General features: G+C 61.4%; 13 protein-coding genes. 5 read left to right on the top strand and 8 right to left on the bottom strand.

Features of this window, described 5'->3' with window-relative positions; translation table 11 throughout:
* Positions 1-47: 47 nt before the first annotated feature.
* A complete protein-coding gene (locus BM403_RS23950) occupies positions 48-461 on the bottom strand; it encodes a MerR family transcriptional regulator (protein ID WP_043205247.1) in 414 nt (137 codons plus the stop codon).
* A gap of 71 nt (positions 462-532) precedes the next feature.
* Between BM403_RS23950 and BM403_RS23945 the strand changes: the two genes are divergently transcribed.
* On the top strand, positions 533-1765 hold the full coding sequence (locus tag BM403_RS23945; RefSeq protein ID WP_012723850.1) for an NADH:flavin oxidoreductase/NADH oxidase family protein: 1233 nt from the start codon (positions 533-535) through the stop codon (positions 1763-1765).
* Between the two features lie 77 nt (positions 1766-1842).
* Entirely contained in the window at positions 1843-3567 is a 1725-nt protein-coding gene (gene poxB / locus BM403_RS23940; protein ID WP_012723849.1) for a ubiquinone-dependent pyruvate dehydrogenase, read from the top strand.
* 168 nt (positions 3568-3735) lie between these two features.
* Here poxB and BM403_RS23935 read toward each other — a convergent pair whose 3' ends face one another.
* The gene (locus tag BM403_RS23935; protein WP_046034071.1) at positions 3736-4293 is read right to left on the bottom strand and encodes an NADPH-dependent FMN reductase; all 558 of its coding nucleotides are present in this window, start codon (positions 4291-4293) and stop codon (positions 3736-3738) included.
* Between the two features lie 227 nt (positions 4294-4520).
* Here BM403_RS23935 and BM403_RS23930 point away from each other — a divergent pair, with 227 nt between their 5' ends.
* Positions 4521-4757 (top strand): hypothetical protein, encoded by a 237-nt coding sequence (locus tag BM403_RS23930; RefSeq protein ID WP_016979714.1) that lies wholly within the window; start codon positions 4521-4523, stop codon positions 4755-4757.
* 61 nt (positions 4758-4818) lie between these two features.
* On the opposite strand, the gene BM403_RS23925 is transcribed toward BM403_RS23930, so the two are convergent.
* The gene (locus BM403_RS23925) at positions 4819-5160 is read right to left on the bottom strand and encodes a hypothetical protein (protein WP_012723846.1); all 342 of its coding nucleotides are present in this window, start codon (positions 5158-5160) and stop codon (positions 4819-4821) included.
* Between the two features lie 109 nt (positions 5161-5269).
* Between BM403_RS23925 and BM403_RS23920 the strand changes: the two genes are divergently transcribed.
* A complete protein-coding gene (locus BM403_RS23920; protein WP_093545304.1) occupies positions 5270-6163 on the top strand; it encodes a LysR substrate-binding domain-containing protein in 894 nt (297 codons plus the stop codon).
* Here BM403_RS23920 and BM403_RS23915 read toward each other — a convergent pair.
* The 5 genes from BM403_RS23915 to BM403_RS23895 form a co-directional block, all read right to left on the bottom strand.
* Positions 6160-6741 carry a GNAT family N-acetyltransferase gene (locus tag BM403_RS23915; protein WP_043206225.1) on the bottom strand — a complete coding sequence of 194 codons (582 nt, stop codon included), beginning with the start codon at positions 6739-6741 and terminating at the stop codon, positions 6160-6162. The genes BM403_RS23920 and BM403_RS23915 overlap by 4 nt on opposite strands.
* 8 nt (positions 6742-6749) lie before the next feature.
* A complete protein-coding gene (locus tag BM403_RS23910; RefSeq protein WP_093545301.1) occupies positions 6750-9005 on the bottom strand; it encodes an Orn/Lys/Arg family decarboxylase in 2256 nt (751 codons plus the stop codon).
* Between the two features lie 140 nt (positions 9006-9145).
* Positions 9146-9886: a DNA polymerase III subunit epsilon gene (dnaQ, locus tag BM403_RS23905; RefSeq protein WP_163825756.1), complete on the bottom strand. Its 741-nt coding sequence runs from the start codon at positions 9884-9886 to the stop codon at positions 9146-9148.
* Between the two features lie 82 nt (positions 9887-9968).
* Positions 9969-10421 carry a ribonuclease HI gene (rnhA, locus tag BM403_RS23900; protein WP_003173571.1) on the bottom strand — a complete coding sequence of 151 codons (453 nt, stop codon included), beginning with the start codon at positions 10419-10421 and terminating at the stop codon, positions 9969-9971.
* Positions 10422-10439: 18 nt separating this feature from the next.
* Positions 10440-11210 (bottom strand): class I SAM-dependent methyltransferase, encoded by a 771-nt coding sequence (locus tag BM403_RS23895; RefSeq protein WP_043205244.1) that lies wholly within the window; start codon positions 11208-11210, stop codon positions 10440-10442.
* Between the two features lie 65 nt (positions 11211-11275).
* Between BM403_RS23895 and gloB the strand changes: the two genes are divergently transcribed.
* Positions 11276-12043, top strand: a complete 768-nt coding sequence (gene gloB, locus BM403_RS23890) for a hydroxyacylglutathione hydrolase (RefSeq protein WP_012723840.1) — start codon at positions 11276-11278, stop codon at positions 12041-12043.
* Positions 12044-12108: the final 65 nt, after the last annotated feature.

Below are 12108 nucleotides of genomic sequence, written 5' to 3'. Positions count from 1 at the left end.
TGACTGGCCCTCTGCTATCGGGGGCAAGCCCCCTCCCACATTGGCATCTACTTGCTCTGTAGACCGGTCTTGATCGACGCCAGCACCTGCTTCTGCCCCATCGAACACGGCACGCCTTCCGGCTGCGCCCGCACTGCCTCGATCACCCCCAGCAACTGCGCCTTGCTGTGGGCTAACTGCGCCTGCATCTCTTCGATCTGCACGACCTTGCATTCCAGTGCCTCAATCAACGCCTCGCGCTTGTGCTCGCCCGGCGCAGGCATCAGCGCCTTGAGTTCCTGCAAGGTAAAACCTGCCTGCTGCGCGCTCTGGATCAGTTGCAGGGTTTGCAGCGCCTCCGGCGCGTAACGCCGGTAACCGTTTGCCTGGCGCCCCACCTGGCTGATCAGCCCTTCGGCCTCATAAAAGCGGATCCGCGACGCCGCCAGCCCGCTCTGCTTTGCCAGCTCACCAATATTCATCACCGCACCTGCTTGACATTAAAGTTAACTTTAAGCTTAGCCTGAGACCTCCCCTGCTCAGGAGTCAACCCATGTCACCCTTTGAAGCCCTGCAACTGCCCAATGGCCAAGTCCTCTCCAACCGCATCGCCAAAGCGGCGATGGAAGAAAACATGGCCGATGGCAATCAGGCGCCGTCCCGTGAATTGAAGCAGCTTTACAAAGCCTGGGCCGCCGGTAATCCCGGTTTGTTGATCACCGGCAACGTGATGGTCGACCGCCGCGCCATGACCGGCCCCGGCGGCGTGGCCCTTGAGGGTGAGCAATACCTGGCGAGCTTCAGTGAGTGGGCCGACGTCGCCCGCGGCAACGGCGTGCACTTCTGGGTACAACTCAGCCACCCAGGCCGCCAGACGCCGGCCAACCTACGCCAGCAAGCCATTGCACCGTCCGCCGTGGCACTCGACCTCGGTGGTTTCTCGAAGATGTTTGCCACGCCCAAGGCCATGACCGAAGACGACATCCAGGACGTGATCCAGCGCTTTGCCACCAGCGCACGCCTGGCCGAAAAAGCCGGGTTCACCGGCGTGCAGATCCACGGCGCCCATGGCTACTTGCTCAGTCAGTTCCTGTCGCCACTGAGCAACCAACGCACCGACCGCTGGGGCGGCGCCCTGGAGAACCGCGCACGCCTGTTGCTGGAAGTGATCCGTGCGGTACGCGCCAGCGTCAGCCCGTCGTTTTGTGTCGCCGTCAAACTCAACTCTGCCGACTTCCAACGTGGCGGTTTTGCAGAAGCCGATGCACGTGCCGTGGTCGAAATGCTCAACCCGCTGCCCATCGACCTGCTGGAGTTATCCGGTGGCAGTTACGAAGCACCCGCCATGCAAGGCGAAGCGCGTGACGGCCGCACCCTGGCGCGTGAGGCGTACTTCCTTGAGTTCGCCAGTCAACTGGCGACCATCGCCAAGATGCCGGTGATGGTCACCGGCGGCATCCGGCGCCTGCCCATCGTGCAACAGGTACTGGACAGTGGCGTCGCCATGGCCGGGATCGCCACCGCCCTGACGCTGGAACCCCACTTGATCCAGCACTGGCGCGAAGGCCGCGACCCCAACCCGCAACTCAAGCCTATCGACTGGCAACGCAAGCCCCTGGCCTCCCTCGCCATACTCGCCGTGGTGCGCTACCAGATGCGCCGCCTCAGCCGCGGCCATTCGCCCAAAGCCAACGTCGTGCCGTGCATGGCGCTGGTGCGCGACCAATGGTTTCTGGCGCGGCGCACGCGGCAGTACCGGGCGGCCATGACGCAATCTTCACATTAAAGGCGGAGCATTCGCCGTGATCGAACTGTCCCCTATTGATCAGCAGTTTTTAACCTCACTGACGATTGGAGTTCTTCATGGCGAAAATCAACCTGGCCCAGCAATTGGCGACCACCCTTGAACAGGCGGGCATCAAGCGTATCTGGGGCCTGACCGGCGACAGCCTCAACGGCCTCACCGACGCCCTGCGCACCATGGACAGCATCGAGTGGATGCACGTGCGCCACGAGGAGGTGGCGGCCTTCGCCGCCGGTGCCGAAGCAGCGGCCACGGGTGAACTGACGGTCTGCGCCGGCAGCTGCGGGCCGGGTAACCTGCACTTGATCAATGGCTTGTTCGATTGCCATCGCAACCATGTGCCGGTGCTGGCGATCGCCGCACAGATTCCGTCCTCGGAGATCGGCCTGAACTATTTCCAGGAAACCCATCCCCAAGAGCTCTTCAAGGAGTGCAGCCACTTTATCGAGCTGGTCACCAACCCCGAGCAGATGCCCCACGTGCTGCACCGCGCCATGCGTTCGGCGATCCTCAATCGCGGCGTGGCAGTGGTGGTGATTCCGGGTGACGTATCGCTGCTGGAAGTGGAGGACAAGCTCAAGCCCTGGCCAGCCCTGCACGCGCCGCGCACATTGCCCGCGGAACAAGACCTGCAACGCCTCACCGAGCTCCTGGAAAACAGCCAGAAGGTCACCCTGCTGTGCGGCAGCGGCTGCGCCGGCGCGCATGACCAAGTGGTGGCCCTGGCTGACGCGCTGGGCGCACCCGTGGTGCATGCCCTGCGCGGCAAGGAACATGTGGAGTGGGACAACCCGTTCGATGTGGGCATGACCGGCCTGATCGGCTTCAGCTCCGGTTACCACGCCATGCTCGGCTGCGACACGTTGATCATGCTCGGCACCGACTTTCCTTATCGCCAGTTCTACCCCACTGACGCCAAGATCATCCAGGTTGACCGCAACCCGCAGGCCCTCGGCCGCCGCGCCACGCTGGACCTGGGCATCGCCGCCGATGTCAGTGAAACCATCGACGCCCTGCTGCCGCGCTTGACGCGCAAGACCGATCGCAGCTTTCTCGAGACCTCCTTGAAGCAGTATGAAAAAGCCCGCCAAGGGCTCGATGACCTGGCTCAACCGTCGAAGGCCAATCGGCCGATCCACCCACAATACGTGGCGCGTTTGCTCAGCGAGTTGGCGGATGACGATGCAATCTTTACTGCCGACGTCGGCTCACCGACCGTGTGGGCTGCGCGATATTTGAAGATGAACGGCAAGCGCCGCCTGATCGGTTCGTTCAACCACGGCTCGATGGCCAATGCCATGCCCCAGGCCATCGGCGCGCAGGCGGCCTTCCCGGATCGCCAGGTGATTTCGATGTCCGGTGACGGCGGCTTTGCCATGTTGATGGGGGATTTCATTTCCTTGGCGCAGTTGAAACTGCCGGTGAAAGTCATCGTGTTCGATAACGCCTCGCTGGGCTTTGTCGCGATGGAGATGAAAGCCGCAGGCTACCTGGACGCCGGTACCGAACTGAAAAACCCGGACTTCGCCGCCATGTCCAACGCCATGGGTATCCTCGGCATTCGCGTGGAGCAATCCGAAGACCTGGAGCCGGCCCTGCGCCGCGCCCTGGCCCATGATGGCCCGGTGCTGGTGGATGTGGTCACCGCCACCCAAGAGCTGGTGATGCCGCCGACGATCAAGCTGGAACAAGCCAAGGGCTTCAGCCTGTACATGCTCAAGGCGGTGATGAGCGGCCGGGGCGATGAAGTGATCGAACTGGCGCGCACCAACTGGTTGCGCTGACCCTCATTGGCGCAAGGAAGCGCCGTACCTGTGGCGAGGGAGCTTGGTCCCGTTGGACTGCGTAGCAGTCCCAGTCTTTTCAAACAAAGGCCTGGGGCCGCTTCGTGGCCCAACGGGAGCAAGCTCCCTCGCCACATTGAGAGTAAACAGCTTTAAGTGGGCGGGTAATCAGCCGTGCTGCTTGGCCACCCACTTGGCGTAAGCATCAATAAACGCCTGCAGGAACGGCTTGGTCTTTTCAGACACCTTGCCCGCGTCGTCAAATACACTGCCCGCGCCGCCCAGGTAGGCCTCCGGCTGCTGCATGCAGGGCACATCGAGAAACACCAGGGACTGGCGCAGGTGATGGTTGGCGCCAAAACCACCAATCGCCCCCGGCGACACGCTGATGATCGCCCCCGGCTTGCCACTCCAGGCGCTCTGCCCGTAAGGCCGAGAACCTACGTCGATGGCATTTTTCAAGGGCGCGGGCACGGAGCGGTTGTATTCCGGGGTCACGAACAGCACCGCGTCGGATGAGCTCACGTGTTGACGGAAAGTACTGTAGGCTGCCGGCGGTGTCGCACCGTCAATGTCTTCGTTGTAGAGCGGCAAGTCGCCAATTTCCACAATGTTCAACTTCAGGTTGGCAGGGGCCAGTTCGGCCAATGCCAGCGCGACCTTGCGGTTGATCGAGTCTTTTCTCAAGCTGCCAACCAGGACGGCTACGGTGTAGACCTTGCTCATTGGGGGTTCCCGACGTCTGACTAAAGGAGCTTGTAGTTATAGAGTCTTCGCGGCGTGTTCACCAGAAGGTTTTGATAATCCTCCGGGCATTTGCATCACGCAGTGACATGTAGGAATCATCTGAAAAGATAAGCGAATAGTATTTTTATTCCGTAAGTAAACTACCCCGCTCCCTGACGGTCTACAGAACCGCAAATCGAGTGTTTATCTCCAGAGGTTCTAAACAGATGGCAGCAGTACTAGTCGGACAGTTTCATGCCAGAGACGCAGAAGGACGTGTGTATTCGGTGCATGAGTTCCAGGAATCCAACCCGGCGCAAGGCGACCTGGCTGGCTCGGCACCTACCACCACCTACAAGCTGGCCATTGGCGATCGTGTAGAAAAGCTGGAAGGCGACGAATTCAAGTTGATTCAATCGGGCACGATTCTCGTGCGCGAGTCGCAAACCACCCTCGCGTCATAAGATCACGCCTTATCCACCTGCTCAGTCCTGGCCATTGATGGCGTCGACTGGGCTGGGGTGATCACGGCCGGCGAATCTCCGTGACCTCAATGCCCTGCTCCCCCTCGACCTTCTTCAAGGTCACCATCAAGCGTCCCCGCTCGCCCTCCACGGCAAACATCGAACGCTGGTAGCCCGCGCTGTGGTAACCCGGATGCGCGACCACCTGCCTGACCAATGCCACTTCCAGGACTGCCCCCACCTGTTCGGCCACCTGTTCCTGGGAACGGATGAACGTTTCAAGTGCCAGGTTTTCCGGCGTGCTTTCGTTTTGAGCGTTGAAGAGATAAGCAGCCACGCACCCGACGGTCACCAAGACCAGCAGTTGCTTGGCCGTTACCCCGAGGATCGAGGGTAGAGGCATGTGAGACCAGACCTGTTTTTGTTGTTAATGCCGGCAGCCGGCTTTGGTCGTTGATGATCAGCGCAGCCATTCTATTGAATCCCCGGCGCGCTGCACATAGACTCCGGCGATGCGTTTACGTCATATCGAAGTGATTCAAGCCATCTTGCAGACCGGACACCCAGGCTTGGCCGCCGAGTGGTTGCAACTCTCCGTGGGCGATGTGGACGCGGCGCTCAAGGAGGCCGAGGCGCAATTGGGCTTTATGCTGTTCGCCAGCGTCCGTGGACGCTTGCAGGCGACACGGGAAACCCTGGAGCTGCAGGCGGAAATCGCCCACGTGTATGAGGCGCTGGAACCGGTGCAACGCCTCGCCAGCCGCCTGAAACACCATCACGCCCCGACCCTGCGCGCCCTCTGCACCCCGCCCCTGGCCAATCAACTGTTGCCGCAAAGCATTGCGCTGCTGCGCCGACGCTTCCAGGACACGCCGTGCAACCTGTCAAGCCAGCCGACCCGCGAGATCGTCAGGAGCCTGCTGCTGCACGAAGCCGACGTAGGCCTGAGCCTGCATGACCCGGAACACCTACAGATCCACAGCACCGTGCTGGCCCAAGGCAAGCTGCAATTGCTCGCGCCGCATGGCTGGCTCAAACCCAAGCAGAAGTACATCGCGCTGCAGGACCTGGCCGGGCAAGCGATGATCGGGCTCGAAGGCCAGGACCCGCTCAGCCGCTTGCTGGATGCCAAGCTGCAAGCCCTGCGCCCGCTGCCGGTGGTGCAGACGCGCGTACAGACTTACCAGATGATGCGCAGCATGGTGGAAGCGGGAGAAGGCCTGGCGGTGGTCGACCCTTTCACCGCGTTCGGCGCACGCGAGGCCGGGCTGGATGCGTGCCCGGTGTCGCCGCCAATCATGGTCAGCCTGTATGCGCTGACCCTCAAGGAGGGCGTGACCTCCCCAGCGCTGAATGCACTGCTGGAGATCGTGACGCAGAAGGCCGAAGGCCTGTTGGCGGGCTAAGCCTTGTCGACTTCGTTCTTGAACAGCCGATACCAGAAAATCGCCACTTCGCGGGTTTGCGGATCAATGCCGCGATAGCGCAGGTGGTCGATGCCGCCCATCACGTAGCCGCAGCGCTCGTACAAACGGCAGGCCCCGAGGTTGTTGTTCTGGGTTTCCAGCATCATGCCGGGCAGGTTTTTCTTGCGGCTCCAGAACTGCGCCACATCCAGCAGCGCCTTGGCCACGCCATGGCGCCGGGCGGGCAAGGCCACGGCCAATTCGTCGACATGGGCAAAGCCGTTCCAATTGGTGCTGACCACGATGTGTCCTACCGGGCGGTCGTCCAAGTAAGCCATGAAGATCGCGCTGTCGGGCGCGTCGCGAAAACTGGCGAACTCTTCCGGATCGATGCCATAGCACTTGCGGTACGGCAAGATGCGCTCCACAGGCCATTGATCGACCCGCTTGCCCATCTGCGGCTCACCGTAGGCGCTGACTTCAAAGCTGAAATCATTGCCCCACACATAGGCGTCAAAGCCTTCGTCGGCGACCCGTACACTGAGCCCTGGATACTTCGGGTTCATTACAGCTTGCATAAACATTCTTAACCCTTGATGCAATCGACGGTGTAACAACGACCACTGCCGTCATCTTCGTGTTGTAACCCATGAACATCGGCGACAAAACCGGGGAAACTGCTATCGAACGTCCGGGCAAAGGCCAGGTAGTCGATAATCGAACGCGTCGACTCGGTGAAGCGCTCGCCCGGCATGATCAGTGGAATACCGGGCGGATAAGGCACCAGCATCACGGCTGCGATGCGCCCTGGCAAGGCATCGATGGAAACCGCTTCCACTTCACCCCTGACCAACTGGTCGTAGGCATCGGCGGGTTTCATCGCGATTTCCGGCAGAACGGTATACATCCGTTTAAGGTGCTTTGCAGTGGCGTTGCTACGGTAACAGCTATGCAGTTGGTCGCACAGGTCGCGCAGGCCCAGGCCTTGATAGCGCGTGGGGCCTTGGGCAAACACCGATGGCAAACAACTGGCCAGGCTCACATTGGCGTCGTAGCTGCGCTTGAACTCCAGCAATTCGGTGAGCAAGGTACTCCATTTGCCTTTGGTAATACCCATGGAGAACAGCACGAGGAAGGAATACAACCCGGTCTTTTCCACCACCAGACCACGCTCCCAGAGGAACTTGCTGACCACGGCAGCCGGAATCCCGCAATCGCTCAGGGCGCCGCCGGCGTTGAGGCCGGGCATCACCAGCGTCACTTTGATCGGGTCCAACAGCACGTAGTCCTCGGCGACCTCGCCAAAGCCATGCCAGTCAGCCTGGGGATGCAACAGCCAATCAGCGGTGACGACGCGGTCGATGCCCGCCACCGACGGTGGTTGCCAGATGGTGAACCACCAATCCTCGGCGGCAATGTGCTGGCGCAGGTTGGCCAGCGCCCGACGGAAGCTCAGGGCTTCGTCGAACATTTCCTGCAACAGCGAACGCCCGGCCGGACCTTCCATCATCGCCGAGGCCACATCCAGCGAAGCAATGATGCTGTACTGCGGCGACGTCGAGATATGCATCATGAAGGCTTCGTTGAAACGGTCACGGTCCAACTGACGCGCGCCGCCGTCCTGCACGTGGATCATCGAGGCCTGGCTGAACGCGGCCAGCAGTTTATGGGTGGAGTGCGTGGTGAACACCAGCGGGCTGTCCGACGTGCGCGAAGTGCCCATGCCGTAGCGCCCGGCGAAGAATTCATGAAACGCCGCGTAGGCGTACCAGGCCTCATCAAAATGCAGCACCTCGACGCTGTTGCCCAATTGCTGCTTGATCAGCTCGGCGTTGTAGCACAGGCCGTCATAGGTGGAATTGGTGACCACCGCCATCTTGACCTTGGGCGCCCGGCCACGGGTCAACGGGCTGGCGTCGATCTTGGCGCGGATCGACTCGGGGCTGAATTCGCTCAAGGGAATCGGGCCGATGATCCCCAGTTCGTTGCGCTCCGGGCACAGGTACAACGGGATGGCGCCGGTCATGATGATCGAGTGCAACACCGACTTGTGACAGTTGCGGTCCACCAGCACCAGGTCATCGCTCCCGACCATGGAATGCCACACGATCTTGTTGGCGGTGGACGTGCCGTTGATCACGAAGAAAGTGTGGTCAGCGCCAAAGTTGCGGGCGGCGCGGGCCTCGGCTTCGGCCAGCGGCCCGGTGTGGTCCAGCAGCGAGCCCAGCTCGGGCACCGACACCGATAAGTCCGAACGCAGGGTGTTTTCCCCGAAAAATTGATGGAACGCCTGCCCCACCGGGCTTTTGCGGTAGGCCACACCGCCGCCATGGCCGGGGGTGTGCCAGGAATAGTTGGAATCAGCGGTGTGCTGCACCAGCGCCTTGAAGAACGGCGGCAACAGGCCATCCAAGTAAGTGCGCGCCGCACGGGCAACTTGCCGGGCGAGAAACGGCACGGTGTCTTCGAACAGGTACAGAATGCCGCGCAGCTGGTTAAGCTCGCTCATGGCGTCGGCCGGCGCATTTTCCAGGGTGACTTGCTCGCCCAAGGCAAAGATCGGCAGATTCGGCGCCCGCAGCCGCGCGAGCCGGATCAGCTCGACCATGTTCTGCAACAGATGGGTATTCTCGCCAGCGCCTTCGGCGGCGATCAGCATGCACGCCAGGCCATGATGGGTGGAGGCCACCAGCCGGCCCTCGGCGTAGTCCACTGCCGAGAAAATACTGAAGCCCTCCTGTTCCAGCTCTCGGGCGATGCCTCGGACCCGGTCACCGGCGACGGTGTCGGCCTTGATATCGCGGTGCACGATAAGGACGGGGAACTTCAGGTCTTTGTACATGAGTGCTTGTCGTCCTGAGGGTTATGCACTCAAGGGTAGAAGCTGGGAGTGGATGTGGCGAATGAAGATTTCGCAGGCAGATGGAGATCAACGGTGGGAGGGGCAAGCCCCCTCCCACCTTTGGATTGCGTGCAGCCAGGCTATTGCTGGGTCAGTTGAGTCCACAACGCCGGCGCACCCGCCGACTTGGCAATCGCCTCCAACCTTGCCGCATGCTCGGCCAAGTCTTGCTCACTGGCACGAATAATAGGCGTGGGCTTGCGATCAGCCGGCAGCCGGCGGATTTCCGAAGGACGGTTACCCGAGCCTTCCGCCGAGCCCGTGCCATCCGACGCGTTGCCCGCCAGGGACAGGCTGGTCTGCCCGCCGGTCATGGTCAGGTAGACGTCGGCGAGGATCTCGGAGTCGAGCAAGGCGCCGTGCAGTTCACGGCCGGAGTTGTCGACGCCATAACGTTTGCACAAGGCATCGAGGCTGTTGCGCTGGCCGGGGTGACGCTCACGGGCCATCATCAAGGTGTCGAGGATCGAGCAGTGCTTGGAAATGTCTGCGCGATCGGTCTGCCCCATCAGGGCGAATTCGTTGTTGATGAAGCCGACGTCGAACGCCGCGTTATGGATGATCAACTGGGCGCCGTTGATGAACTCGAAGAACTCATCGGCGACTTCGGCAAAACGCGGCTTGCCCTTGAGGAATTCGTCAGTGATACCGTGGACGCCGATCGCGCCTTCGTCACTGTCGCGGTCCGGTTGCAGGTAGACGTGGAAGTGACGACCGGTGAGGCGGCGACCCATCAATTCGACACAGCCGATTTCAATGATCCGGTGGCCGTCGGTCACCGGCATGCCGGTGGTTTCGGTATCGAGTACAACAGATCGGATGGCCATCAGGGTTCAGCTCTCAACGGTGTGGTGTGCAGTGTGGTGTGCGTCAACGGGCGCGATCTTAACATGTGAGTCGCCATCAGCTCTGCTTGTAGCCGCGCACTTCGTCCACGCCCCGGTTGGCCAACTGGTCCGCGCGCTCGTTGCCAGGGTGGCCGATGTGACCGCGCACCCATTTCCAGGTGATGTCATGGCGATTGCATTGCTCGTCCAGCAGCTGCCACAGGTCGGCATTTTTCACCGGTTCCTTGGCCGCAGTCTTCCAGCCACGCTTCTTCCAGTTGACCATCCACTCGTTGATGCCCTTCATCACGTATTGCGAGTCGGTCACCAGCAACACGTTGCAGCGGCGCTTGAGCTCTTCCAGGCCACGAATGGCGCCCATCAGTTCCATGCGGTTGTTGGTGGTGTTGGCTTCACCGCCCCACAACTCTTTCTCCACGCCCTTGCACACCAGCAACGCGCCCCAGCCGCCAGGGCCCGGGTTGCCTTTGCAGGCGCCATCGGTGAAGAGTTCTACGCTATCGGTCATCGGTTACTCGGTATTCATTCAAGAAGAGGGTTGCGCATCGCTTTGCTTGCGGTTGACCTTGGCCATCGGCATCGGCACCAGTTTGCCCATCGGCTCACGGCGCACCTGCTGCACCGGCCGCAGCCCAACCACGATCTTGCGCGCCACCAGCAGATAGAAGCCGCCACCCGCCAACTGCCAGGCACCTGCGCGGCGCTCCCAACCGGCCAGGCGGCCTTGCCACTTGGTCGACGCAAGCGGCGGACGATAGCACCCGAAGCGGCGTTTCTCCAGCGCGAAGCCCAGCAGGTTAAGCCAGTCGCCCACCCGCTGCGGCGAGATGCAACGCGCCTGGCGCAGGCCATCGTGGGCGAACGCATGGCGCAGGCCCCAGCTGCTCCAGGGGTTGATCCCCACAATCAGCAAATGGCCACCCGGCCGTACGCTGCTCGCCGCTTCGCGCAGCAAGCCATGGGGTGACAGGCAGAAATCCAGGCCATGCTGCAACACCACCACGTCGGCGGCGTGCTCGCTCAAGGGCCACGCCTGTTCTTCGCAGACGATCTCCACCCCCGGCAACGGCGCCCCCAAGCGCACATTGCGCTGCACTTGGGGCGCACACGGCGGCGTTTCGGCCGAAGGGCCGTAATGCACCAGATAGCCACCAAAGAACCGGCCCAGCTCGTCTTCGAGCATGCGCCGTTCTTCGTCCAGCAGAAATTGCCCGATGGGACCGGACAGCCATTCGCGGGCGGCGCTGATCAGGGCCAGCCACTCAGGATCGGCCTGGGCGAACGCTTTATCAGTCATTGCATTCTCCAACTCGCCTAGACGTTCTAAGATGCACCAATGTGTTCAGCTTGGCGAATCGAAGAATGATACAGATCAGTGCCCTGCCCGCCTTCACCGATAACTACATCTGGTTGTTACAGGACCCGCACACCCAACGCTGCGCCGTGGTCGACCCCGGCGATGCCGCCCCGGTGCTGGACTGGCTCGAACAGAACCCAGGCTGGGCCCTCAGCGACATCCTGGTCACCCACCATCACCATGATCATGTCGGCGGCGTCGAACAGCTCAAAGGTGCTACCAACGCCAAGGTCTACGGCCCGGCCAACGAGAAGATCCCCGCACGGGACGTGGCCTTGAACGATAACGACCGCATCACGGTACTCGGCTGGGACTTCGACATTTATACAGTGCCCGGCCACACCCTGGGCCATATCACCTTTTATCACAGCGGTGTGCTGCTGTGCGGCGACACCCTGTTCGCCGCCGGCTGCGGGCGCCTGTTCGAAGGCACGCCGGAACAGATGTACACCTCCCTTGAACGGTTGGCCGCCCTGCCCGCCGACACCCGGGTGTACTGCACCCATGAATACACACAAAGTAACCTCAAGTTCGCCCAAGCGGTGGAACCGGATAACGCCGATATCGCCGAACGAGTGGAAAGCGTCCGCCAACTGCGCGCCCGTGGCGAGATCACATTGCCTTCCAACCTGGCCCTGGAGCGGCTGACCAACCCTTTCCTACGTACCTCTGAAACATCCGTTAAACAAAAAGCGGACGAACGGAATGGCCGCGACAACCGCTCTGGGGCCGAGGTGTTTGCTAGCTTGAGGGCGTGGAAAGATAAGTTCTAACCAGAAGCAATCTGATACGTAATTTCTGAATGGTTGACCGGAACCGAACGGGTTTCTAGAATCGC

The organism is Pseudomonas sp. OV546 (assembly GCF_900116845.1).
GTDB lineage: Bacteria > Pseudomonadota > Gammaproteobacteria > Pseudomonadales > Pseudomonadaceae > Aquipseudomonas > Aquipseudomonas petroselini.
Note: the sequence above shows the minus strand (reverse complement) of the source record. Positions and strands in the feature narration are given on the sequence as shown.